This is a genomic window from Nocardiopsis ganjiahuensis DSM 45031 (assembly GCF_000341085.1).
GTDB classification, from domain to species: domain Bacteria; phylum Actinomycetota; class Actinomycetes; order Streptosporangiales; family Streptosporangiaceae; genus Nocardiopsis; species Nocardiopsis ganjiahuensis.
The window spans coordinates 101,475-125,188 of record NZ_ANBA01000028.1 but is presented as its reverse complement, the minus strand read 5'-3'; the positions used below and the strand labels follow the sequence as shown (position 1 = coordinate 125,188).

Sequence of the window (23,714 nt, the reverse complement as noted above, 5' to 3'; positions counted from 1 at the left end):
CCCGTACAAGCGCCAGAACCAGTGTTCTGTCTGCTCTTCCGTGGAAGGCTTTCTGCGTTTCAGCCGCTTTCGCGACCGGCCCACCGCGTTAGCGGCGGAGACGCTGTGTTGTGTCTTTACTTTATCAGGTGTTCCGCGCCCCGCCAAATCGGCGGTTTGTGTCGACCAGATCGGGGTAAAGCCCGTTTTGCTTTTCCCAGTCTAGCGTTTCCTTCGCGGTGTTTTCACCGCGTTGTTTCCGCTGGTCTGTTCGAAGCAACTCCCCGAGCTTACCCGCTCCGAGCGACTGCTCGAACCGGTGTGTTTCGGAGAGGTGGACCGGCCCGCCCGCGGAAGAAACCGCGTTCGTCTCGCTCGGTCTTGCCCAACTCTACCCCCGGGTCGGAGTGCTCGTGACGGGTTCGGGGAAACTCGCCGGTGTCCTGGCTTACACGCCCGGCTCCGCGCCGGGATCGGCGGCGCCGCCTTCCGTGTCCGCCCGCTCCGGAGCTTCTGCTCTAGAGCTTCTCGATCGGGGCGTACTTGACGAGGAAGTCCTTCTCGCCGATGTCGGCGCCGAAGTCGATCCGGGCCTTGGTCTTGTCGCCGGCACCGTCGACCAGCTGGACCCGGCCCATGCCGAAGGAGTCGTGGTTGACCAGGTCGCCGACGCTGAGCGCGGGCGCCTCCTTGGCGGCCTTCTTCCTTCCGCTGCCGAAGGTGCTCCCGAAACCACCGCCGGCACCGCCGAAACCGCCGCCCGAACGACCGCCGATGGTACGGCTGGGCGGTGCGGAGAGCGTGGACTCGGCTCGGCGCCAGTCGATGAGGGCCGACGGGATCTCGTCCAGGAACCGTGAGGCCGGGTTGTACGAGGGCGTCCCCCAGGCGCTGCGCACCGCGGCGCGACTGACGTAGAGCCGCTGTTCGGCGCGGGTGATGCCCACGTAGGCCAGGCGCCGCTCCTCCTCCAGCTCGGTCTTGTCCCCGAGGGTGCGGGTGTGCGGGAAGACCCCGTCCTCCATGCCGGTGAGGAAGACCGCCGGGAACTCCAGCCCCTTGGCGGCGTGCAGGGTCATCAGCGTGACCACCCCGCCCTCGTCGTCCTCGTCCGGGATCTGGTCGGTGTCGGCCACCAGGGCGATGCGCTCCAGGAAGTCGACCAGGGTCGGCTCCCCCGGGTCGATGCCCTGGTTCTCCTCGCCCTCCAGCTCCGCCTCGTCCTCGAGGAGCGCGGCGAAGGTGTGCTCGAACTCCCGGGCGACGTCGACGAACTCCTCCAGGTTCTCCACCCGGCTCTCGTCCTGGAGGTCCTTGGACTCGGCCAGTTCGGAGAGGTACCCGGTCTTGCTGAGCACCGCCTCGACGATCTCCGCCGGGGTGCTGCCGGGAACGACCTCGGCGAGCTCGTCCAGCAGGGCGGTGAAGTTCTTGATCGCCTTGGCGGAACGGGCGGCGATGCCCGGGGCCTCGTCCACGCGGCGCAGCGCCTTGGAGAAGGAGATGCGTTCCCGGGCGGCGAGGAGTTCGACGGACTCCTCCGCGCGGGCGCCGATGCCGCGCTTGGGCACGTTGAGGATGCGGCGCAGGCTCACCGTGTCCTCGGGGTTGGCCAGCACCCGCAGGTAGGCCAGGATGTCGCGGATCTCCTTGCGCTCGTAGAAGCGCACACCGCCGACGATCTTGTACGGCAGGCCGGTCCGGATGAACACGTCCTCGAACACACGGGACTGCGCGTTGGTCCGGTAGAACACCGCGACCTGGCTGGGCTTGACCACGCCCTCGTCGGTGAGCTTGTCGATCTCCCCGACCACGAACGCCGCCTCGTCGTGCTCGTTGTCGGCGACGTACCCGGTGATCCTCGGTCCTTCTCCCTGCTCCGACCACAGGTTCTTGGGCGGGCGCCCCTCGTTGCGGTCGATGACCGTGTTGGCCGCGGAGAGGATGTTCTGGGTGGAGCGGTAGTTCTGCTCCAGCAGGATGGTGCGCGCCTTGGGGAAGTCGCGCTCGAACTCCAGGATGTTGCGGATGGTCGCGCCCCGGAAGGCGTAGATCGACTGGTCGGCGTCGCCCACCACGCAGAGTTCGGCGGGCGGGACCACGGCCGAGGCCGCGTCCTCCGCCGCGCCGACGAGTTCGCGGATGAACGCGTACTGGGCGTGGTTGGTGTCCTGGTACTCGTCGACCATCACGTGCCGGAAGCGGCGCCGGTAGTACTCAGCGACGTCCGGGAACATCTGGAACAGGTTGACCGTGATCATGATCAGGTCGTCGAAGTCCATGGCGCCCGCCTCGTGGAGGCGGCGCTGGTACAGCTGGTAGGCCTCGGCGAGCTTCTTCTCCTGCTCGGTCTGGGCCTGCTCGGCGAAGGTGTCGTAGTCGACGAGCTCGTTCTTGAGGTTGGAGACCTGGAAGCTGAAGGACTTGGGCGGGAACCGCTTGGGGTCCAGGTCCATCTCCTTGCAGACCAGCTGCATGAGGCGCTGTGAGTCCGCGGCGTCGTAGATGGTGAAGCTGCTCGGGTAGCCGAGCCGGTGCGCCTCCCTGCGCAGGATGCGCACGCACGCCGAGTGGAAGGTCATCGTCCACATGGTGTTGGCGGCGCGGCTGCCGAGGAGGGCCTCGATGCGCTCCTTCATCTCGGCGGCGGCCTTGTTGGTGAAGGTGATCGCGAGGATCTCCCCCGGGCGCACCCCGCGTTCCGCCATGAGGTGGGCGATGCGGTGGGTCAGGACACGGGTCTTGCCCGAGCCCGCGCCCGCCACGATCAGGAGCGGCGCGCCTGCGTGGGTGACGGCGTCGCGCTGGGGACCGTTCAGACCTTCGAGAAGCTGTTCTTGGGAGGACACGTCTACCAGGTTACGGCCGACCGGTGACGGGACCGTCCACCCCGTCGGCCGGGTGGTCCCGGTCTCCTGCCGGCGTCGTGTCCACGACCGGTACCGTCCTCGGATTACTCTGTTTTCATACCTGCCAAGCCCTTTTGCCTGGTTGGTCCGTGTCTTGTTCGGGGGAGACTGGTCTTGACTGACCGAGAGTCCATGCGTGTGTTCGTTGACTGCGACCCGGGGATCGACGACGCCGTCGCGCTCGCCTACCTGGCCGCGCGGCCGGAGGTGGAGATCGTCGGAATCGGTGCCGTGTTCGGCAACAACGCGGTCGACGTGACCGCCCAGAACGCCCTGCGCCTGCTCGACCTCTACGGCCGTCCGGACGTTCCGGTCGCCGTGGGTGCCGCCCGCCCGCTGGTGCAGGAGCCGAAACTGGCCGGGCACGTGCACGGCGACAACGGCCTGGGCGACGTCGAGCTGCCCGAGCCCACACGTACGCCGGTGCCGGAGACCGCCGCCGAGCTGCTCGTCCGGCTGGTCCGGGAGAACCCGGGTGAGATCGACGTGCTGGCCGTCGGCCCCCTGACCAACCTCGCGCTGGCGCTCGGCCTGGAGCCGCGCCTGCCGGAACTGGTCCGGCGCCTGGTCGTGATGGGCGGCGCCGTCGAGGCGCCCGGGAACGTGTCCTCGCACGCCGAGGCCAACATCTCCAACGACCCGGAGGCGGCCGAGGCCGTGTTCGCGGCCGGGTTCGAGACGGACCTCATCGCGTTGGACATCACCATGAGGACGGTGGCGCCCGGGTCCTGGCTGGACCGGCTGAAGGAGGTCCCCGGGGCGCGCGCCCAGAACACGTCCGCGTTCCTGGACTTCTACGCGGAGTTCTACCGGGGCGTCTTCGGGGTGCGGCAGTGCGCGATGCACGACCCGCTGGCCGCGGCGGTGCTGGTGGACCCGCACCTGGTGACCTCGGCGTTCGACGCGCCGATCCGGGTGGAGCTCACCGGCGGGCTCACCCGCGGCATGACCGTCGCCGACCGGCGGCCGCGGCCGCGCAAGGACGAGCGCCGCCCGGTGCGGGTGGTCACCGGGGTACGCGAGGACGAGTTCCTCGACCGGATGCTCGACTCGCTGCGCTGAGCCCGAGACGCCGCTCGCCCACAGGAAACGGCCGCTCCCGTCCGGGGGCGGCCGTTCGTGTTCCCGGGTCCCCGGGTCCCCGGGCCGGGCTCAGACCAGGCGGCGGGCGGTGGCCCAGCGGCTGAGCTCGTGGCGGTTGGACAGCTGGAGCTTGCGCAGCACCGAGGAGACGTGGGTCTCGACCGTCTTGACCGAGATGAACAGCTCCTTGGCGACCTCCTTGTACGCGTAGCCGCGGGCGATGTGCCGCAGGACCTCGCGCTCGCGCTGGGTGAGGCGGTCCAGCTCGGGGTCGACCGGGGGCGCGTCGGTGGCGGAGAAGGCGTCCAGCACGAAACCGGCCAGGCGCGGGGAGAACACGGCGTCGCCGTCGGCGACCCGGACGATGGCGTTGGCCAGCTCCTTGCCGGAGATGGTCTTGGTGACGTAGCCGCGGGCTCCGCCGCGCACCACGCCGATGACGTCCTCGGCGGCGTCGGAGACCGACAGTGCGAGGAACCGGATCTGCGGGTGCTTGGCGAGGACCCGCCGGAGCACCTCCACTCCCCCGCCGCCGGGCAGGTGGACGTCGAGGAGCACGAGGTCGGGGAGTGTCTCTCCGATGACGTGCACCGCGCTGTCGACGTCCCCGGCCTCGCCGATGACGTTGACGGCGTCACCGAGCTCGCCGCGCACCCCGCTGCGGAACAGCCGGTGGTCGTCCACGATCACGACGCGGGGTACCGCGTCCCCGTCACTGAAGTTGGTGCTCTCTTCTCCCACACCTGGACCCTACCCAGGGAACTCACCGAGCGGGTAGTGGGACCCCGGCCCTTTGCGGCCGTCTTCGGCCACATCCGGCCGCACGCGGCCACATACGGCTGCCCACGGCCGCGCGCGGCTACATCTCGGCGATGCGCGGCATACGGAGCTGGACCTCGGTGCCCTCACCGGGCTCGGTGCGGATGCGCGCCGAACCGCCGTGGCGTTCCATCCGGCCGATGATGGAGCCGCGCACGCCCATGCGGTCCTCGGGAATGTCTCCGAGGTCGAACCCGGCGCCCCGGTCGCGGACGAACACGAGGACCTCGCCCTCGTCGACCTCCCCGAACACGGAGATGCTGTCGGTCCCGGCGTACTTGGACGCGTTGACCATGGCCTCGCGGGCGGCGCGGAGCATCGCGCTGATCCCGTCGTCGATGGGCGCGTCGCCGACGCAGACCACCTCGATGGGCACGCCGTGCTCCTCCTCGACCTCGGCCGCCACCCGTTCCAGCCCCGGTGTGACGGTGGTCTCGGCGTCGGCGGGGCGCTGGTAGAGCCAGCTGCGCAGGGCGCGTTCCTGGACACGGGCCAGGCGCTGGACCTCCCGGGGGTCGTCGGCGCGGCGCTGGATGAGGGTCAGGGTGTGCAGGACGGAGTCGTGGATGTGCGCGGCCAGTTCGGCGCGTTCGGCGTTGCGGATGCGCTCGCGGCGCTCGGAGTCGCGTTCGCGGATGAGCCCGACGATCCAGGGGGCGGCGATCAGCGATATCCCGGCGATGAGCGTGAACGCGAAGGTCAGGCCGGCTCGGGCCTCCTGGAGCTGTTGTTGGAAGACCAGGAAGCCGATGACGCCGACGACGACGAGCAGGACGCCGGCGGTGGTGCGCATGACGCTTTTGGGTCGTGAGCGGCTGACGGTGGTGTTCATCCACTCGTCGCGTTCGGCGGGGTTGGCCTGCTGCCAGAGGATGGTCGCCCCGAGCGCGCCGAAGATGACGAACCACAGCAAGGGGTCGTAGACGCCGCCGAAGATCAGGAAGAGGATGCCCAGCCCCGCCGCGAGGCCGACGTAGGCGATGAGCTGCGAGATGTCGCGGCCCTTGCGCCTGGCCTCCTCGGCCGGTTCGGAGCCCTCCTCCGTGACCTCCTCCCGGGGGACGAGGAAGTACAGGGCGACGTAGACGGCCACGCCGAGGCCGCCGACGGCGAGCGCCATGAACGCGAGCCGGACCACGACCGGTTCCAGGCCCAGGTGTCGGGCGATCCCCGAGGCGACGCCGCCGAGGAGCCTTCCGTCGACCGCGCGCGTGAGCCGCGGGGTCTCCACGGCTGTCGTTGGCACCGCCCGATCACCGCTTTCGTCTGTGGCGCGAGGGCTGGTTCTCCGACGCGCGCGTGGTTGGTGGACGGTTCCAGCATGCACTGTGTGAACCTCGTGGGGCATCGGGGGCGCGTCCCTGGTCCTGCCCTGGTCTCCCGGTCAGGGCAGGTTCAGGGTCGTCCCGGATTCCCACGCGACGCATCAGAGGTCACGATGGTTCCATGAGGAAAGTGTGGTGAGCGTCCATGACTGACGGTGAGACGCCGGCCGGAGCCTCCGGGGGGAGCCACCTCTTCACGGACGGCTCCGCGAGTGGTGCCCCGGAGGGCGGGACCACCGCTCCCGTCGGCCCCGAGCTGCGCCGGAACGACGACCGGCGGGCCCTCGCCGGTGTGTGCGCCGGGCTGGGCGAGTACACGCGGGTGGACCCCGTGGTGTGGCGTACCGCGTTCGTGCTGACGGCCTTCGCCGGCGGGTCCGGACTGCTGCTGTACATCGCGGCGTGGATGCTCATGCGGGACCCCCAGGGCGGTCCGGCCACCTTCGAGCAGATGCTGAACCGGAGCATCCCGCCGTACGCGGTGCTGAAGCTGCTGACCGTGGGCCTGGCCGTCGCGACCGGGTTCAGCCTGGTGGGCGGCTTCGGATGGGGAACGCTGCTGCTGGCGATCCCGCTGGTCCTGGGGTTGCTGACCGCCCGGAACCGGGGTGTGGACCTGCGCACCTCGCTGATGGCGCTGCGCTCGGACCTGGCCGCGCACGAACCTCCTCCCACCGGCCCGGTACCGCAGCCGGTGCCCGCCTACTACAACCCGGCCCAGCCGTGGGCCTCGGCCACGAAGGGCCCCGTCGACCTGGCGGTGGTGTCCGAACGCACCTCGTTGGGCGCGGACGACGAGGACGAGGACGGCGAGGAGGAAGAGGAAGACCGCGGGGACCGATGGGACCACGGGGGCGCCCGGGACCACAAGGGTCGCGGGGGCAGCGCGAAGCAACGGCAACCCAAGCGGGCGGCGCTGGCCTCCTACGCCCTGTGGACCGTGGTGACGATGGCGGTGGTGTGGGCGCTCGCCGCCCCCGAGCTGGGCGCCCCGTTCTCGGAGGCGTCGACCACGGAGCTGCTGTTCGGCCCGGAGTTCGGCGTCTACTTCATGGCCGCGGCGCTGGGGGTGATCGGCCTCTACTCGTTGCTCGGCACCTGGGCGGGCCATCCGCGCGGGCTCGCGTTCCTGGGCACCCTGGCCGTGCTGGCCGGGATCCTGGTGGCCTCGGTCGACACCACCCGGCTGCGGCTCGGTGAGGAGAGGTGGGCCCCCTCCTCGGCCGCCGAGGCCGCGTCCGACGACATGTGGCTGAACGTGGGCGCGGGGCGGCTCGACCTGACCGCGTTGCCCGCAGGGCTCGAACCCGGGCAGAGCGTGGACGTCGCGGCCCGGGTGGACGTCGGCGACCTGACCCTGGTGCTCCCCGATGACGCACGCGTCAACCTGGTCGCGCAGATCGGGATCGGTTCGCTCCAGGAGCCCGACGCGGAGGACGACTCCCGGTTCGGGGTCTCCCTCACCCACGAGCAGACCTTCGAGCCGATGGGGCCGCTGGAGCCCGTCGACGGCGTCGGGGACACCGGGGCGGACGAGGACCCCGGAGGGACGGACGAGGACGGTGAGACGGAAGAGCCCGTTGACGGGGCTGACGACGGAGCGGGACAGGACGGGGTACCGGTGATCAACGTGCACACCAGTACCAAGGCCGGGACATTGGAGGTTCGGTATGACCAAGCGCAGAACTGACTGGGGTTCGTTCGTCGCGGGACTGCTGTTCCTCGGGCTGGCGGTCGCGTTCGTCGTCCAGGGGAGCGGATCGTGGGAGTTCAACGCGCTGTGGCTCCTGCCCGTCCTGGCCCTGGGCCTGGGCGTGGCCGGGGTGGCGCGGGCGCTGTTCCGGTCCCGGCCGAGGGACACCGGGGAGCTTCCGCCGCCGGAGCAGAAGTGACCTGACCTTCTCCGCACCGGCGGTCACGGACCACCGGACAGGGGCGCCCTCCGCGGAGGGCGCCCCTGATCATGTCCCCTGTGTCACCGGCTGACGTGTCACCGGCTGAGCGGGACCCGCTCCGGAGCGGGCCGGATCACTCCGGGCGGTGCTCGGCGATCGCGGTGAACTCCTCGATGCCCAGGGACTCGCCCCTGGCCTTCGGGTCCACACCGGCGGCGCGCAGGGCCTCCTCGGCGGCGGGGGCCGAGCCCGCCCAGCCGGACAGGGCGGCGCGCAGGGTCTTGCGGCGCTGCGCGAAGGCGGCGTCGATCACCTTGAACACCTCCTTGCGCGGAGCCTCGGTGCTCGGCGCGGGGCGGCGGATCAGCTCCACCAGGCCGGAGTCGACGTTGGGCGCGGGCCAGAAGACGCTGCGGCCGACCGCACCGGCCCGGCGGGCGGTGGCGTACCAGGCGACCTTGGCCGAGGGCACGCCGTAGATCCGCCCCCCGGGTGTGGCGGTGATCCGGTCGGCGACCTCGGCCTGCACCATGACGAGGACCCGCTCCAGGCTGGGCAGGAGTTCGAGCAGGTGCAGCAGGACCGGCACGGAGACGTTGTAGGGCAGGTTGGCCACGAGCGCGGTGGGTGCGGGGCCGGGCACCTCGGTGATGCGCATGGCATCGCCGGGGACCACGGTGAGCCGGTCGGCGAGGTCGGGTGCGTGGTCGGCGACGGTGCCGGGCAGCGCCTCGGCCAGCGCCGGGTCGATCTCGATCGCGGTGACCTGGCGCACGTGCGGCAGCAGGGCGAGGGTGAGCGAGCCGAGCCCGGGTCCCACCTCGACGACCACGTCGTCGGCGCCGACGCCCGCGACGCGGACGATGCGGCGGACGGTGCCGTGGTCGATGACGAAGTTCTGGCCCAGGGTCTTGGTGGGCCGGATACCGAACCGCTCGGCGAGCGCCCGCACGTCGGCGGGGGTGAGCAGGCGGGAACGGTCGGCGGGGTCGGGTGCGGGTGTCTGTGTCACCCACACATCTTGCCAGCCGCCGCCCACCCGCTCGTCCCCCTCGGCCGGACGTGTCCCGCCCGGCCGGTCCGCTCGTCCCGCTCGGACCGGCGCGGCTCGGCCGGAGGGGCGGTTCAGTCGAAGAGGTGGACCCCGCAGTGCGGCCACTGGCTCTGCCAGTCCCCGCCGACGGTGTCGTAGAGCTGCTGGGCGCGCTGGGTCTGCTCGGCGGCACTGGCCTCGGAGGGCAGGCCGCTGCCGCCGACGGACGCCCAGGTGGTGGTGCTGAACTGGTAGAGGCCGTAGTAACCGCCCGCGGAGTTCACTGCGGAGGGGTTGCCGTTGGACTCGCACTCGGCGAGCCCGGCCCAGTTGAGGCCGCCCGCCTCACCGCCGCCCTCGGGCGGGGAGGACGTGTCCTCCTCGACCTTGGTGCCGACCTCCACCAGGCCCTCGACGGGTTCGGTGACGACCTCCTCGGACAACTGGTGCTCGACCTCCTCCCCGTGGCGCAGGACGAGGAGCGTGGTGACCTCCTTGACCCCGTCCTCGGGTTCGGTGATGACCTCGCGTTCGCCCTCGGGGAGGTCGGGGTTGTCGCGTTCCACGGTCTCGGCCTCGATGACCACCTCCTCCGTCTCGGGTTCGCCGAGGGCGGGCAGGACGCGCACGACCATGTCGGGTTCGGCGGGCTCGTCGGGTTCCGGGGTGACGATGTCGTGCTCCCCCGTCTCGACTCCGGCAGCGCTCAGGACCTCGGCGACGGTCTCGCCGGTGGTGCGCGTCTCGGTGCGGACCGTGTCGTGCATGACGACCATGCGGGGCGCGCGTTCGGCGCTGACGGAGAGCCCGTCCTCGGGGATGGGGGTGTCGTGTGCCCGGGAGAGTTCGACGCCCTCGGGGTCGAGCCCGATCTGGTGGAGGGCCTCGCTGAGGGTGGCGGCGTTGACCCGGTGTGCGTGTTCGTGGCCGTCGAGGTCGACGGTCACTTCCCTCGGGGAGCGCACGACGACGTGGTCGCCCGCGCTGACGGAGGTGTCCGGGGAGGGCGCGACCACGTCGTGTTCGTCGAGTTCGATCCCGGCGGAGTCGAGGACGTCCTGGACGGTGTCGCCGAAGGTCCGGACCCGGGTCTGCTCACCGTCGGCGTCCAGGCTGACGCTCTTCTCCATGGCCAGGGCGGTGCCGCCGCCGGCCACGGCCAGGACCACGGCGACGGCAGCAGCCAGGAGGGGGACGGGGAGGAGGAGGGCCGGCCGGGAGCGTCGGCGCCCCTTGGCACGGCGACCGCTTCCTTTCCTACCGGATTTTCCGGGCATGGCTTACAAACCCTTCTTCAAGGGGATGGCGTGTGGGAATTCCAGGTACCGCGCCCGTTTCGGCGCTTTTGCGTACCTGGTGGCGTCCTCGCTGTTCGGCCTCGGTGCGTGGGGGGGAACACGGTCGGGCGCACCGAGCACTTCGGCGCGCTCTCGGGCAGGCCGCGGACAGCTGGACAGGGTCACATTAACATCACTCCCAGGGGTTATTTTTAAACTGACCGAAAACCATTCTCGGCCAAATGCCCCAAGAACGGCCTTTCCTTTCTCCGGCCCTCCGGTTCCGCCCCTCCGCCCAGGGGCGGACTGGTGCCCGCGAGGCATACCCTGCACAATGAACCGAACGACGTTCTAGTCAGTCCTCACACCCAGCCCGAGCCCCGGAGGCACCATGGGACCCCTCAACGGAATCCGCGTCGTCGAGTTCACCGGGATCGGCCCGGCGCCGATGACCGGAATGCTCCTCGCCGACATGGGCGCCAGCGTCATCCGCGTCGACCGCCCCCGGGCCGCCGACGCCATGAACGCCGGCTCCGGCGGCCCGCACATGAGCGAGGGGCGCACCGTGCTGGGCGCCGACCTCAAGTCCGAGGAAGGGCTCGCCCACGCACGCGAGCTCGTCTCCCGGGCCGACGTCCTCCTGGAGGGCTTCCGCCCCGGGGTCATGGAGCGGCGCGGGCTGGGCCCCGACGACTGCCTGGAGCTCAACCCCCGCCTGGTGTACGCGCGGGTCACCGGCTGGGGCCAGGACGGTCCGCTGGCCCACACCGCCGGCCACGACATGAACTACGTGTCCGTCAACGGCGCCCTGCACGCGATCGGCCGCGCGGGCGGTCCGCCCGTCCCCCCGATCAACCTCCTCGGCGACTTCGCCGGCGGCACGATGTTCACGGTCACCGGCATCCTCGCCGCCCTGCTGGAACGGCAGAACTCCGGACGCGGCCAGGTCGTGGACGCCGCGATGGTCGACGGCAGCGCCCTGCTGATGTCGATGGTGCACGAGGACCGGGCGCGCGGTTCGTGGACCGACGAGCGCGGCACCAACTACCTCGACACCGGGGCCCCCTGGTACGACGTCTACGAGTGCTCCGACGGCCGCCACCTGTCCGTCGGCTGCATCGAGCCGCAGTTCTACGCGGAGTTCCTGGAGCGCACCGGGCTGGCCGGGGAGGACCTGCCCGACCAGTGGGACACCGCGGGCTGGCCCCGGCTGCGCGAGCGCTTCGCCGAGGTGCTGGGCTCCCGCACCCGTGACGAGTGGGGTGCGGTGTTCGAGGGCACCGACGCCTGCGTGATGCCGATCCTGTCCATGGAGGAGGCGCCCGACCACCCGCACGTGCGGGCCCGGGGCTCACTCGTCCGTGAGGGCGACCGGATCGTTTCCGGGCCGGCGCCGAGGTTCAGCCGCACCCCCGGCGGTGTCACCCGGGGACTCCCCCTGCCCGACGCCGACGAGACCCTCAAGGAATGGGGCATCGCCCCCTGACGCCGTTCCGGCCCCGGCTCCGCGGTCGCTCCGTCCTGACCCGCGCCGTCTCGCCCGGAATCGCCGTTTTCCCCGTTCAGCGCCGCCTGATCACTAGTGTGGGCCGCCAGTAGTGGGGTGATCACGCGATCGGGGGGACCGCCATGTCACCGAGTCGACGGCTCGGCGTGCGCTCGGAAGGGTGCCCGGAAGGGCTTCAGCGGCGACGCCCTGGAGGGCGCCTGTGCGCGCTCCTGCTGACGGTGGTGGTGCTGGTGTGCACGGCTCCCGCCGCCGCGGGCGCCGGGGCCCCCGGGCTGGACCCGGACGTCGACGACCGGCGCACCGGACCCGTCGTCCTGGTGGGGGTCCCGGGGCTGCTCTGGGAGGACGTCACCCCCGAGCACACGCCCGCGCTGTGGGACCTGGCCGGGGCGGGGGCCATCGGCAACGTGTCGATCCGCACCGCCACCTCCCGGACCTGCCCCACGGACGGCTGGCTCTCGGTCTCGGCGGGACAGCGCGCCCTGTCGGAGCGTGAGCGCTTCACCGTGTGCGAACCCGCGCCGGAGCCGGTCGCGGACGGTTCGGGCGCGGCCGTGCCCGGGTACCGGTCCTACGTCGAGCGCAACGCGGAGTCGGTCTTCGCCGCACCGGTCGGCATGCTCGGCCAGACCGTGCGCGACCGGGGCGGCCTCACCCTGGCCGCCGGGCCGGGCGCGGCCCTGGGCGCCGCCGACGAGTCGGGGCGGGTCGACCACTACGTCGACTCGGCGCGCGACCTCACCGCGGAGCGGCTTCAAGGCGTTTCCCTCGCGGTGGTGGAGCTGCCCGAGCTCACCCGCCTGTACCCCGACTCCGCCCCCGTCGGGGCCGGGGGCGGCGGGGAGCCGCCGGAGCCCGACCCCGGGGACGTGCCGGAACAGGTGCGCGAGGACACCCTGGAGACACTCGACGCCCGGCTGTCCGCCCTGACCGCAACCCTGCCCGTCGGGGCGTCGCTGATGGTCGTCGGGGTCTCCATGGACACCGGGCCCTCGCAGCTGACCGTGGCCCTGACCGGCGAGATGACCGAACGGGGCCTGGTCGGACCCGCCGCCTACCTGGCCTCGGAATCGACCCGGCGCCCCGGTCTGGTGGCCCTGACCGACACCACCGTGACCGTGCTGACCGCCCTGGGGATGCGTCCGGCCGAGCCCACCGGGGGCCGGGTCTGGCAGCTGAAGGACCGCCCCGAACCCGCCGAGGAGGCGGTGGGCCGCCTGGTGGACTTCAACACCGCTGCCGTGGTGGTGGGCACCGCCATCCCCGGGTTCTTCAGCGGCCTGGTCGCGCTCCAGCTGCTCATCTACGCGGCGGCCGCCTACACGCTGCACCGGTACTCCGGGGCCGAGCGCGGGAAACGGGCCCTGGTGCTGTCGGTGACCAGGATCGTCGCACTGGCGGGCGCGGCCTTCCCGGTGGCGAGCTACCTGGCCAACCTCATCCCGTGGTGGGCCGCGAGCACACCGCTGCTGGCGCTCCTGGCCTCGGTCCTGGCCGTGGACGCCCTGGTGGTGGCGCTGGCGGTGGCCGGACCGTGGCGCAGGAGCGCCCTCGGCCCGATGACGGTGGTGGCCGGCGCGACCACCGCGGTGCTCTTCCTCGACCTCTGCTTCGGCGCGCATCTGCAGATGAACTCGCCCACCGGGTACTCGCCGATCGTGGCCGGCCGGTTCTACGGGATCGGCAACATCGCCTTCGCGACCTTCGCGACCGGCATGCTCATGACGATCGCGGGCATCACCCACGTGCTGATCCGCCGAGGCAGGCGGCGGGCCGCGGTGGCCACGACCCTCGTGATCGGGACGGCCTCGGTGCTGATCGTCGGCTGGCCGGGGCTGGGCACCGACTTCGGCGGGGTGATCGCGCTCATCCCGGGGGTGGCGGTGACCACGATGATGATCGCCGGCGTACGGATCACCGCGACGCGCCTGGCCGCGGTGGGCGCGGCGGCGCTCACGTCGATCTCCCTGTTGGCCTGGATGGACTACCTCCGGCCTGTGGAGGACCAGAGCCACTTCGGCGCGTTCGCCGCGCAGGTGGTGAACGGGGACGCCGGGACGGTGCTGACCCGCAAGCTCGGCGCGATGCTGGGCACCCTGGGCAACTGGCACCTCACCCTGCTGGCCGCCGGCGCCCTGCTGTTCCTCTTCGCTGTCCTCAACCGGCCAGGAAACTGGCGGATCGGGGCGCTCCAGCGGGCCTACGAGTACGCCCCGACGCTCCGGGCGGGGCTGACGGGCTCCCTCGTGACGGCGCTGGTGGGTTTCGCGGCCAACGACTCGGGCGTGGCGATCCCCGCCCTGGCGCTGACCGTGGCGGTCCCGCTCACCCTGTCAGCCTGCGTCTGGGCGCTCCAACAGCAGGAACAGGAGCCGGAGGAACCGAACCCGGAGGGGACCGTGTGCGTCCAAAGGACATGACCCATACACCAGCAGCCCCGGAAACGGCAAAGCGCACGGGCACGACCTTGCGTCTCTCACGTCACGAATCGGCCACGGCCCTGTGATAAAGTCCGAGGCTGAACGACCCCGGTGGCAGTAGATCCCGGCGTCTCCGCGGAGTGGGCGGAGGCCGGGAGCACCAGGGGAGAACGCAGGGGAGAACCGGCCCAGCCGCAGTCCCCTCCGGTGCCCGCCGGGGAATGCCCGCCGACTCAGGCGGGTTCTTACGAGCGCAGGGCCGGGCACGGCCTCCGGGTCCTGGCGCACCAGCCGGGCACGGGGGCAACGAACACCAGCCTCCGAGCCCTCGAGCGCACCTCACACCGACTCACGTCACACCGATGACACGCACGGCGCCAGGAACTTTCGGACCGGGTCCGCGCGTTTCGAAGATGCCGTGACTTTCCGAGCAAACCAGGTGAGAAAGGCGTTTCCTCCCCCGGTTTCCAGCCCGGGGCACCACGCAAGGAACTTGATGAACCATCAGCTTGGCTCACGCGGTAACGCAACCAACGCACCGGTCACCACCCGTCCCCGGTGGGGCGACGTACGGCCTGCCTCGCCGACCCTTCGGGCACGGCCCGAGTACGCCGGAGTCGCAATGCCCGACCTGACCATTTCCTCCACCCTCCACGAGTCCGGACGCGTCCTGGCCCTGGACGGGGAGATCGACATGGCCACCGAGAACCGCTTCCAGGAGGCGGTCACGGAGGCGTTGACGACGCAGCCCTTCGGTCGCGTCGTGCTGGACTGCTCCGACCTGCGGTTCATCGACTCCAGCGGTCTGCGCGTACTCATCCGCGCCCACAAGACCGCCAAGGAGCAGCAGGCCCTTCTGGTGATCGCCGCCCCGCTGCCGCGGGTCCTGCAGACCCTGCGCGTGACCTCCCTGGACACCCGTATCCCGGTGTTCCCCTCGGTCGCCCAGGCACTCGCCGCCCCGCAGACCGCCAACTAGGTCGCGTCGGCGCCCGGCCGGCCCCACGGGGCCGGGCCGCGCACCAGCCCGGACAGCGCGAAGGCCCCGCGTCGCAACGCGGGGCCCGCAGTCATGTCCGGGACCGGTGTCCCGGGCCCTGGATCAGAAGAACAGCAGCCACACACCCAGCGCGGTGACGGCCAGGTTCACCAGCAGGAACACCATCACCCAGAAGGTGCCCGGCAGTCCGGTGAGGCGGGCCAGCTGGTCCGCGTCGGAGTGCGGGGAGGGGTTGCGGCTGCGCTGCGACTGGAGCTCGATGACCGGGCGCACCCCGGCGAAGAGCAGGAACCAGATGAACAGGTAGGCGAAGGCCCCCTGGACCTCGTGCGGGGTGAACCAGCTGACGCCGAAGACCACCGCCCCGGTGACCACGATCGACAGCACACCGTAGAAGTTGCGGATCATCACCAGCATCGCGGCGAGGAAGACGATGCTCAGCCACAGCAGCGCGGTGATGTGGCCCGACATCAGCATGAGGATGCCGAGCAGGCCGACCACGCTGGAGGCGACGTACCCGGCGAAGACCGTGAAGATCATGCCGATGCCCGTGGGCCTGCCCCGGGAGACCGTCACCCCGGACGTGTCCGAGTGCAGCCGGATACCGGTCAGCTGGCGCCCGCTGAGCAGGGCCACGAGTGCGTGCCCGCCCTCGTGGGCGATGGTGACGACGTTGCGCGCCACCCGCCAGGGCGGACCCAGCAGCACGGTCGCCAGGGCCACCACCGCCGTCGTGACGATGATCCACTGCTCCGGGTCGGGCTGGACGGACAGCACGTCCTGCCACACGTCACCCAAGCTCGTTCCCACCACTACTGGTCTCCCGACTTCCCGCATCGACCGGCACACCTGTCAACGGACCCGTTCAGCCGACACCGCGGCGGCCGGGAGGCGCGGAGAACGCGGGCCCTTGCCGAACTTTAGGGCATTTCGGTGGGCCCCGTGTCTGGACGTCGGCCCGCCCCGGAACCGGGAACTCCGTGACGTCGGGCCTCGATGAACTGGCCGAACACGATCCACCCACCCACAGTCACGACTGACAGTGCCCAACTGGGCACCCGAAGTAAGAATTTCGGCTACGGCTACTACTAGCCCCGGCCGAACAGACGCACACGTCCGGCCCCGGTCGCGCGACCGGGGCCGGACGTGTGTCCCGCGGAGGTGGTTCCGGCAGGACCGCTTCCCGAGGGGTGGAGCGGCGCCAGGCCTACGCGGCCCCGTCCGCCTCCGCCGCCTCCTTGAGGCGCTGGAGCGTGCGCTCGATGTCACGGGCGTTGCGCGCCGGGGCCCCGGTGAGGATGTAGAGGGCCGCCTGCCCCCGCGAGTAGTCGAAGGTCTCGGTGACGAGGGTCCCGCCCTGCGGCAGCTCCTCGAACTCGTAGCGCCAGCGGTGCGAGCCGGTGTGCCTCCAGGCGATGAGCCGTCCCTCCTCGAACTCCACCACCCGGTTGGTCATCCGGTAGGGAAGCCCGAGCATCTTCATGTCCATGCCGAACTCGGAGCCCAGCTCCAGACGCTCCGGGCCGAAAAGGGCCCCCTGGACGGTCCCCGAACCGTCCAGCACGGGGTGCCGGGACGGTGCGGCGACGAGGTCGAAGATCCTCTTGGCCGGGGCGTCGACGACGACGCTCCGAGCCACCATGTGTTTGGCCATGACCGCATCATGTCACCGCCCCGGACCACTCCCCCACCGGGGCCGACCGCCCGTGCTCACTCCCGGACGCCGTGCCGCTCCACCCCCGCCAGGACCCCGTCCTGGGACACGTGCACGACCCAGAACGAACCCTTGCGCAGACCGCGCTGCTGCGACAGCGGGGCGCCCAGCCGGGTGAGCGCCTCGGTCATCAGGTGCGGGACCAGCTCCCCGTGTGTGCACACCACGGCGGGCCGTCCCTCCGCCAGGATCCGGGCGAAGGCCTCCCTGGCCTCCTCCACCTCGTAGCCCTTCCCCTCGGGCCCCACCGTGAAGGCGCGTTCGGTGCGCATCGGGACGTCGCACTCGACGGTGTACGGCAGCAGGGACTCCGTGCAGCGCGCCGCGGCCGACGACACCGCGCCGGGGCTCCCGTAGGCGGCCAGCACCCGTGGCAGGGCCAGTGCGTCCGCCCTGCCGGTCCCGTCGAGCGGGCGCAGCAGGTCGTTGCCGGTCCAGGAGCGCTTGTCCCCCGCCGACAGGTGCCGCAGCAGGATGACCGGGAAGGTCCGCGCGGGCCCGACCCGGAAGTTGTCGAGGACCTGGACGTCGTGGTCGTAGGTGAGCTGTCCGCGGGCCTCCTCGACGGGGACCCACTCCACGGCGTCCACCTCCTCGTTGGGTTCGTAGTCGAGGGCCCCGCCCGCCCGGGCCGGGGTGGCCGCCCACCACTCCACCTGTTTGGGCCAGCCGTCCTTGAGGTAGCGCTGCGGCGGGAGGCGGCGCCCCATCACGGGGACCAGGCCGGTCTCCTCCTCGACCTCGCGGACGGCGCCGATGATCGGGTGCTCACCGTTCTTGAGCTTGCCCTTGGGCAGGGTCCAGTCGCCGCGGTCCGGTCGGCGGATGAGGACGACCTCCCTCCCCCGTCCGGTGTCCCGCCAGAGCACCGCCCCGCCCGCCCGGATCGGCTCCAGGTACCCGCCCACCGCGGTCTCCCGCGGAGGGAAGGCACTGGTCACGCGGATGTCGGAACCGTCCACGACGGAGCCTTCGGTGTCGGGGCCTTCGACACAGGCCCCGGACTCTTGGGTATTCACCCGTCCACCACTCTCAGGTGCCGGTCGCCCCGCAGGGTGTCCTGGAGGTCGACCAGCGGTTGTCCCTCCTCGTCGTGGGTGACCCGAGTCCATGTGCCGTCGGGTTCGAGCCGCCATGAGGAGGTGTTGTCGGACATCGCCAGGTCCATGATGCCCACCAAGCGGCGGCACTGCTCGGGATCGGCGATCCGGACCAGCGCCTCCACCCGCCGGTCCAGGTTCCGGGGCATGAGGTCGGCGCTGCCGATCCACACCTTGGGCCGCCAGCCGTTGGCGAAGACGAACACCCGCGAGTGTTCGAGGAAGCGGCCGAGGATGCTGCGCACCCGGATGTTGTCCGAGAGTCCGGGAACTCCTGCGCGCAGCACGCAGCTGCCGCGTACCCACAGGTCGACGTTGACCCCGGCCTGCGAGGCCCGGTAGAGGGAGTCGATGATCTCCTCGTCGACCAGGGAGTTCACCTTGATCCGGATGTGGGCGGGCTCGCCCTTGAGGCGGTTCTCGATCTCGGTGTCGATCTGCTGGAGCAGGCCCTTGCGCAGGGCGGCGGGCGCGACCAGGAGCCTGCGGTAGTGCTTCTTCCGGGTGAACCCGGTCAGGCTGTTGAACAGGTCGCTGACGTCCTCGCCCACCTCCGAGTCCGCGCTGAACAGGCCGAGGTCCTCGTAGGTGCGCGCGGTGCTCGGGTTGTAGTTGCCGGTGCCGACGTGGCAGTAGCGGCGCAGCAGCCCGTCGTCGTCCTGGCGGATGACCATGGAGAGCTTGCAGTGGGTCTTGAGGCCGACGACCCCGTAGACCACGTGGCAGCCCGCGCGTTCGAGCTTGCGGGCCCACTGGATGTTGTTCTGTTCGTCGAAGCGGGCCTTGATCTCGACCAGGACCACGACCTCCTTGCCCTCGCGGGCCGCCTCGATGAGCGACTCGACGATGGGCGAGTCCCCGCTGGTGCGGTACAGGGTCTGCTTGATCGCCACGACCTTGGGGTCCGTGGAGGCCAGCGCCAGGAACCGTTCGGTGGTGGTGGAGAACGACTCGTAGGGGTGGTGGACCAGGATCTCGCGTTCGCGGATGCTCGCGAACAGGTCGCCCGAGGTGAGCGCGCGCGGTTCGACCGGGACCATGGGCGGGTAGCTCAGTTCGGGGCGGTCGGTGTCGGCGATCTGGGCGAGCCCGGCCAGGTTGAGCGGTCCGGGGACCCGGTAGATCTCCTCCTCCTCCGCGCCCAGCTCCTCGCGGAGGATCAGCAGGACCTCGTCGCTGATGGTCTGTTCGACCTCGAGGCGCACGAGCGGGCCGAAACGGCGGCGCAGGAGTTCGTTCTCCAGGGACTGGACGAGGTCGTCGGTCTCGTCCTCGTCGACCTCCAGGTCGGCGTTGCGGGTGACCCGGAAGGCGTGGTGCTCGACCACCTGCATGCCCTCGAAGAGCTGCGGCAGGTGCGCGGCGATGATGTCCTCGACCGGGACGAAGCGGCCGCCGCCGCGCGCGGTGAGCTCGATGAACCGGGGCAGGGCGCTGGGCACCTTGACCCGGGCGAACATGTGCCGTTCGTCACGGGGGTCCCGCACGGTGACGGCGAGGTTGAGCGAGCGTCCGGAGATGTACGGGAACGGATGCGCGGAGTCGACCGCGAACGGCGTCACCAGCGGGTAGATGGAGCGGCGGAAGTAGCCGTGCAGGTACTCGCGCTCGGCGGTGTCCAGTTCGTTCCACCGGACGATGCGGATGCCCTCCTCCGCCAGTGCCGGCGCGACGCTGTCCTCGAAGCAGGCCGTCTGGCGCAGCATGAGGTCGTGGGTGAACAGGGAGACGCGTTCGAGCAGGTCCCTCGGGTGGTGCCCGCTGGCCGAGGGGACGGACAGGCCGGTGGCCAGACGGCGTTTGAGCCCGGCGACCCGGACCATGAAGAACTCGTCGAGGTTGTTGGAGAAGATCGCGAGGAACCGCGTCCGCTCGAGCAGCGGGATGTTCTCGTCCTCGGCGAGTTCGAGGACCCGCTGGTTGAAGCGGAGCCATCCCTCCTCTCGGTCCATGAACCTGTCGACGGGAAGTTCGGTGGTGGTTGGACCCGCTGGCGTTGGCGCTGATTCCGTGCTCACAGTGGGCAGACTCCCCCTCTTTCATGACCGCACGGTGACAACCCCATGAGGGGAAAATGACCGCAACGCGACTGCTATGGAGCTTCTGTACCCATATCCCACCCGTTCCCCTGGGAATCGGGGCGAATTTTCACTCACCACGTGACAACGCGCCCCACCTGACCTGGTGGGACGCGCTGCGCGAAGGATTCCGCGGCCGCTGTGGGAAAGGTTCCGCGGGTTCGGCCGGAGGTCTACTGGGCGATACCGATCTGCAGCTCGGGCGGCAGGATGATCACGAACACCGCCACGCGCATGAGGACGTTGAGCCACGTGTTGCGGAAGCACGCCCAGAGGTAGCCGTAGAGCAGGCCGGCGGCGCCGTAGGTGAGCACGGCCATGCCGGCGTCGTGCAGGAGGTCGTGGCCGGGCAGTTGGGAGACGGCGTCGTAGGGCTGGATGAGCGCGTAGGTCAGCGCGAACACCAGCGAGGTCATCACGATGCCGCCCCAGCGCCCCAGGATCAGCTCCAGACGGGTCTGCATCATGCCGCGGAAGAAGATCTCCTCGCACACCGCGATCACGGTGAAGGCGATCAGCATCCCGTACAGGGTCAGGGAGGGCTCGGGCAGCCCGATGTGCGGTGTGATCAGGTAACCGATCAGCCCCACCGAGAACACCACCGGGACCAGACCGAGCCAGCGCCAGGGTTCGGCCACCTTCAGCGCGATGGAGGGCATGGCGGTGCCCTTGCCGTCGACCGTGACCCCCGAGCGGTCCATGATCAGCAGCGGGACGGCGAACAGGAACAGCAGCCGCGAGACCAGGGACACCGACATCGCCAGATCCGGCGCGATGCCGGTCTCCGCCCCGTAGAAGGCGAAGATCCCCGACAACAGGACCATCGACAGGACGAACCCGGCCAGCAGGAGCACCAACCAACCGAGTTCGCGGTAGACGGGATGCCCGTCCATGGCCAGGACGGTCCGGCGGTCCAGCTCGTCCCGTCGGCCGAACGCCTGCACGAGCCCCCAGGCCATCACCCCGCCGATCAGCATCGGCAGCCAGGAGATCAGGAACAGCAGGGACGACTTCCCGAGGACGTCGTCCCGCAGAACGGGATGGGCGAGCAGCGCCCCCGCGATCAGGACCGCGGCGAAGGCGACCCCCCAAGCGAGCCCCCATCTTCGCACCATGGTCACAAGAGTCCCTCCAGTCTCAGAACACACATTCTGCACCAGGGGAAACTAAAAGCGACTTAATGACTACGGTATGTCGTCACCTCGCCGCTACCAGGGCTTCGACACGCAGTGGAACCGGTTCCGGCACCGCTGAACGCGGTGCGAACACGCTCGCGACCGCGCCCGTGGCCGCACCGGCCCCGAACGGGGCGAGGGCGTCGGCCCGGTCGCGGTGGCGACCCGGCCGACGCCCTCGGCGCTGACGGGAACTTCCTAGTGCCCGTTCTCCAGAACCGACTTGAGGAAGGACTTGGTCCGGTCCTCACGGGGGTCGCCGAAGATCTGGTCGGGGTGACCCTCCTCGGCGATCTGGCCCTTGTCGAACATCAGGACGCGGTGGGACACGTCCCGCGCGAAGCCCATCTCGTGGGTCACGCACAGCATCGTGATGTCGGTGGTCTCGGCCACCTCCCGCAGCACGTCCAGCACGCCCGCCACCAGCTCCGGGTCGAGGGCCGAGGTGACCTCGTCCAGGAGGAGGATCTCCGGGCGCATGGCCAGGGCCCGGGCGATCGCCACGCGCTGCTGCTGGCCACCGGACAGCTGGGTCGGGTGGGCGTCGATCTTGTCGCCCAGGCCCACCAGGTCCAGCAGCTCCGCAGCCCGCTCGCTGGCCTCGTCCTTGCTCAGGCCCAGGACGTGGACCGGCGCCTCCATGATGTTCTTGCGAACCGTCATGTTGGGGAACAGGTTGAACTGCTGGAACACCATGCCGATGCTCTTGCGGCGCTGCCGCAGGTAGCTCTCGCTGGCGGGGACCAGGCCGCTGCCGCGCGGCATGTGGCTGAACGGCTCCCCGCCGATGTTGATGTGCCCCTCGGTGACCTTCTCCAGCGTCATGAGCAGGCGCAGGATGGTGGTCTTGCCCGAACCGCTCGGCCCGATCAGGGTGACGCGTTCGCCGGCTTCCACGTTGAAGTCGAGGTGGTCGAGGACGGTGAGGTCGCCGAAGCGCTTCACCACCTTGTCGAAGACGATCAGCGGAGCGTCGGCGGCATTGCCCTCGACACCCGGTGCCGTCGTGTTCTCGGGGGTATCAGACGGCGACATATCGCTTCTCCAGTCGTCGAATCAGAATCGCGGAGGGGATGCTCACCACAAGGAAGAGGAGGCCGACGACGGTGAACGTGTCCACGTAGCGGAAGTCCCTGCTGCCGACCTGCTGCGCCACGGCCAGCAGTTCCACCACACCGATGGCGAAGAGCAAGGGTGTGTCCTTGAACATCGCGATGAGGTAGTTGCCCAGTGCCGGGATGACCTTGCGGATCGCCTGCGGGAGCACGACCGCTCCCCAGGTGCGCGAGGTCGGCAGGCTCAGGGCCCGCGACGCCTCCCACTGCCCCTTGGCCACGCCCTCGATGCCCGAGCGGTACACCTCGGCGGTGTAGGCCGCGTAGTGGATACCGAGGACGACGACGCCGATGGTGAACGGCGAGAAGTTGGCGGGGGCCATCGCGAAGACGAACACCAGCTGGATCACGAGGGGTGTGGTCCTGATGAACTCCATCAGGAAGTGCAGGAGGGAGCCGAAGACCGGCACCCTCCGAACCACCGCGATGAGCAGCCCGAGGGTCAGCGCGATGGCGTACCCGATCACGGTCGCCTGGACCGTGATCTGCAGGCCGCCCAGCAGGTCGGGCATGATCTGCCCGGTGTACTCGAAGTCCAAGAAGCCGCTCACTTGGCCATCCCCACCTTCGTACCGACAGTCGGGGGTCGCAACAGCCCGATGAGCCCGCCGCCGGAGGGCGGCGTCCTACCCAGCTTGTGGTTGGCCCGGCGTTCGAGCAGCCGTACACAGAAGATCAGGACCTGGGCGACCAGGTAGTAGAGGGCGAAGGCCACCAGGAAGACCGGGATCGTGTCCCCGGAGAGGCGGCGGAGGTCGTCCGCCACCCACGAGAGGTCGTGCAACCCCACCAGGTAGACCACGGCCGTGGCCTTCATCAGCTCCACCACGAGGTTGCCGAACGTCGGCAGCATCTGCGCCCACGCCTGCGGCAGGACCACCAGTCGCGTGCGCTGCAACCAGGACATGTTCAGTGAGACGGTCGCCTCGATCTGCGCCTTGGGGACGGCGTTGATCGAGGAACGCACCACCTCGGCCCCGTAGGCGCCCAGGTTCAGGCCCAGCGCCAGGATCGCGGCGAACATGTCGTCCAGCTGGAAGCCGGTCGCCAGCGGCAGGGCGTAGATGAACCAGTACATGACGACCAGCGCCGCGATGCCCCGGAACACCTCCACGTACACCGTGGCCACGGCCCTGGGCAGCCAGTGCCCCACCGTGCCCAGGATGCCGAAGAACATGGCCAGGACGAAGGACAGGACGATGCCGCCGAGCGTGAGCTGAATCGTGAGCCACGCGCCGTCGAGGAAGCGCGGCCACTGTGAGATCACAAACTCCACGGGGGA

At 70.3% G+C, this 23,714-nt stretch carries 20 protein-coding genes; 7 read left to right on the top strand and 13 right to left on the bottom strand.

What is annotated here, in order from left to right; genetic code table 11:
* A partial coding sequence (locus D458_RS37280) for a hypothetical protein (protein WP_204366940.1) occupies window positions 1–205 on the top strand: 205 nt, incomplete at its 5' end.
* Window positions 206–497: 292 nt separating this feature from the next.
* On the opposite strand, the gene pcrA is transcribed toward D458_RS37280, so the two are convergent.
* Window positions 498–2,828, bottom strand: coding sequence for a DNA helicase PcrA (pcrA, locus tag D458_RS0129685; protein ID WP_017590356.1), 2,331 nt, complete (start codon window positions 2,826–2,828; stop codon window positions 498–500).
* A 192-nt stretch (window positions 2,829–3,020) separates the two neighbouring features.
* On the opposite strand from pcrA, the gene D458_RS0129680 reads away from it, so the two are divergent.
* A complete protein-coding gene (locus D458_RS0129680) occupies window positions 3,021–3,950 on the top strand; it encodes a nucleoside hydrolase (RefSeq protein ID WP_017590355.1) in 930 nt (309 codons plus the stop codon).
* A gap of 90 nt (window positions 3,951–4,040) precedes the next feature.
* Here the strand turns inward: D458_RS0129680 and D458_RS0129675 are convergent, their stop codons facing one another.
* Together D458_RS0129675 and D458_RS0129670 are read right to left on the bottom strand one after the other, a co-directional pair.
* Complete coding sequence (locus tag D458_RS0129675; RefSeq protein WP_017590354.1) at window positions 4,041–4,712, bottom strand: response regulator; 672 nt, start codon at window positions 4,710–4,712, stop codon at window positions 4,041–4,043.
* 118 nt (window positions 4,713–4,830) lie between these two features.
* Window positions 4,831–6,036: an ATP-binding protein gene (locus D458_RS0129670; protein WP_040702961.1), complete on the bottom strand. Its 1,206-nt coding sequence runs from the start codon at window positions 6,034–6,036 to the stop codon at window positions 4,831–4,833.
* Window positions 6,037–6,260: 224 nt separating this feature from the next.
* Here D458_RS0129670 and D458_RS34560 point away from each other — a divergent pair, with 224 nt between their 5' ends.
* Both D458_RS34560 and D458_RS0129660 read left to right on the top strand, forming a co-directional pair.
* Window positions 6,261–7,805, top strand: a complete 1,545-nt coding sequence (locus D458_RS34560) for a PspC domain-containing protein (protein WP_051049808.1) — start codon at window positions 6,261–6,263, stop codon at window positions 7,803–7,805.
* Window positions 7,786–8,007, top strand: a complete 222-nt coding sequence (locus D458_RS0129660; protein ID WP_017590352.1) for a hypothetical protein — start codon at window positions 7,786–7,788, stop codon at window positions 8,005–8,007. The genes D458_RS34560 and D458_RS0129660 overlap by 20 nt, the downstream gene beginning before the upstream one ends.
* Window positions 8,008–8,143: 136 nt before the next feature.
* On the opposite strand, the gene rsmA is transcribed toward D458_RS0129660, so the two are convergent.
* Both rsmA and D458_RS0129650 read right to left on the bottom strand, forming a co-directional pair.
* A complete protein-coding gene (gene rsmA / locus D458_RS0129655) occupies window positions 8,144–9,028 on the bottom strand; it encodes a 16S rRNA (adenine(1518)-N(6)/adenine(1519)-N(6))-dimethyltransferase RsmA (RefSeq protein WP_017590351.1) in 885 nt (294 codons plus the stop codon).
* Window positions 9,029–9,135: 107 nt separating this feature from the next.
* Window positions 9,136–10,320 (bottom strand): resuscitation-promoting factor, encoded by a 1,185-nt coding sequence (locus D458_RS0129650; RefSeq protein ID WP_026119811.1) that lies wholly within the window; start codon window positions 10,318–10,320, stop codon window positions 9,136–9,138.
* Between the two features lie 391 nt (window positions 10,321–10,711).
* On the opposite strand from D458_RS0129650, the gene D458_RS0129645 reads away from it, so the two are divergent.
* The 3 genes from D458_RS0129645 to D458_RS0129635 all read left to right on the top strand — a co-directional run bounded on the left by D458_RS0129645 (window position 10,712) and on the right by D458_RS0129635 (window position 15,229).
* The gene (locus tag D458_RS0129645) at window positions 10,712–11,806 is read left to right on the top strand and encodes a CaiB/BaiF CoA transferase family protein (RefSeq protein WP_017590349.1); all 1,095 of its coding nucleotides are present in this window, start codon (window positions 10,712–10,714) and stop codon (window positions 11,804–11,806) included.
* 143 nt (window positions 11,807–11,949) lie between these two features.
* Window positions 11,950–14,250: a hypothetical protein gene (locus D458_RS0129640; protein ID WP_086002549.1), complete on the top strand. Its 2,301-nt coding sequence runs from the start codon at window positions 11,950–11,952 to the stop codon at window positions 14,248–14,250.
* A gap of 622 nt (window positions 14,251–14,872) precedes the next feature.
* A complete protein-coding gene (locus tag D458_RS0129635; RefSeq protein WP_017590347.1) occupies window positions 14,873–15,229 on the top strand; it encodes an STAS domain-containing protein in 357 nt (118 codons plus the stop codon).
* A gap of 123 nt (window positions 15,230–15,352) precedes the next feature.
* Here D458_RS0129635 and D458_RS0129630 read toward each other — a convergent pair whose 3' ends face one another.
* From D458_RS0129630 to ehuC, 8 genes are all read right to left on the bottom strand, one after another.
* A complete protein-coding gene (locus D458_RS0129630; RefSeq protein ID WP_193374669.1) occupies window positions 15,353–16,087 on the bottom strand; it encodes a M50 family metallopeptidase in 735 nt (244 codons plus the stop codon).
* Window positions 16,088–16,457: 370 nt separating this feature from the next.
* The gene (locus D458_RS0129625) at window positions 16,458–16,904 is read right to left on the bottom strand and encodes an SRPBCC family protein (RefSeq protein WP_017590345.1); all 447 of its coding nucleotides are present in this window, start codon (window positions 16,902–16,904) and stop codon (window positions 16,458–16,460) included.
* A 56-nt stretch (window positions 16,905–16,960) separates the two neighbouring features.
* On the bottom strand, window positions 16,961–17,926 hold the full coding sequence (locus tag D458_RS0129620) for an NUDIX domain-containing protein (RefSeq protein ID WP_017590344.1): 966 nt from the start codon (window positions 17,924–17,926) through the stop codon (window positions 16,961–16,963).
* A 53-nt stretch (window positions 17,927–17,979) separates the two neighbouring features.
* A complete protein-coding gene (locus tag D458_RS0129615; protein ID WP_083936469.1) occupies window positions 17,980–20,082 on the bottom strand; it encodes an RNA degradosome polyphosphate kinase in 2,103 nt (700 codons plus the stop codon).
* 233 nt (window positions 20,083–20,315) lie between these two features.
* Complete coding sequence (locus D458_RS0129610) at window positions 20,316–21,257, bottom strand: CPBP family intramembrane glutamic endopeptidase (RefSeq protein ID WP_193374668.1); 942 nt, start codon at window positions 21,255–21,257, stop codon at window positions 20,316–20,318.
* 258 nt (window positions 21,258–21,515) lie between these two features.
* Window positions 21,516–22,352: an ectoine/hydroxyectoine ABC transporter ATP-binding protein EhuA gene (gene ehuA, locus D458_RS0129605; RefSeq protein ID WP_017590341.1), complete on the bottom strand. Its 837-nt coding sequence runs from the start codon at window positions 22,350–22,352 to the stop codon at window positions 21,516–21,518.
* A complete protein-coding gene (gene ehuD / locus D458_RS0129600; RefSeq protein ID WP_040702968.1) occupies window positions 22,339–22,944 on the bottom strand; it encodes an ectoine/hydroxyectoine ABC transporter permease subunit EhuD in 606 nt (201 codons plus the stop codon). Before ehuD ends, ehuA begins: the two co-directional genes overlap by 14 nt.
* A gap of 35 nt (window positions 22,945–22,979) precedes the next feature.
* Window positions 22,980–23,708, bottom strand: a complete 729-nt coding sequence (gene ehuC, locus D458_RS0129595) for an ectoine/hydroxyectoine ABC transporter permease subunit EhuC (RefSeq protein ID WP_026119808.1) — start codon at window positions 23,706–23,708, stop codon at window positions 22,980–22,982.
* Window positions 23,709–23,714: the final 6 nt, after the last annotated feature.

Coding starts and splice junctions, on each gene's coding strand:
- D458_RS0129680 (WP_017590355.1), top strand. CDS start 3,021: ATGCGTGTGTTCGTTGACTGCGACCCGGGGATCGACGACGCCGTCGCG.
- D458_RS34560 (WP_051049808.1), top strand. CDS start 6,261: ATGACTGACGGTGAGACGCCGGCCGGAGCCTCCGGGGGGAGCCACCTC.
- D458_RS0129660 (WP_017590352.1), top strand. CDS start 7,786: ATGACCAAGCGCAGAACTGACTGGGGTTCGTTCGTCGCGGGACTGCTG.
- D458_RS0129650 (WP_026119811.1), bottom strand. CDS start 10,320: ATGCCCGGAAAATCCGGTAGGAAAGGAAGCGGTCGCCGTGCCAAGGGG.
- D458_RS0129645 (WP_017590349.1), top strand. CDS start 10,712: ATGGGACCCCTCAACGGAATCCGCGTCGTCGAGTTCACCGGGATCGGC.
- D458_RS0129640 (WP_086002549.1), top strand. CDS start 11,950: ATGTCACCGAGTCGACGGCTCGGCGTGCGCTCGGAAGGGTGCCCGGAA.
- D458_RS0129635 (WP_017590347.1), top strand. CDS start 14,873: ATGCCCGACCTGACCATTTCCTCCACCCTCCACGAGTCCGGACGCGTC.
- D458_RS0129630 (WP_193374669.1), bottom strand. CDS start 16,087: ATGCGGGAAGTCGGGAGACCAGTAGTGGTGGGAACGAGCTTGGGTGAC.
- D458_RS0129625 (WP_017590345.1), bottom strand. CDS start 16,904: ATGGCCAAACACATGGTGGCTCGGAGCGTCGTCGTCGACGCCCCGGCC.
- D458_RS0129610 (WP_193374668.1), bottom strand. CDS start 21,257: ATGGTGCGAAGATGGGGGCTCGCTTGGGGGGTCGCCTTCGCCGCGGTC.
- ehuA (WP_017590341.1), bottom strand. CDS start 22,352: ATGTCGCCGTCTGATACCCCCGAGAACACGACGGCACCGGGTGTCGAG.
- ehuD (WP_040702968.1), bottom strand. CDS start 22,944: ATGCCCGACCTGCTGGGCGGCCTGCAGATCACGGTCCAGGCGACCGTG.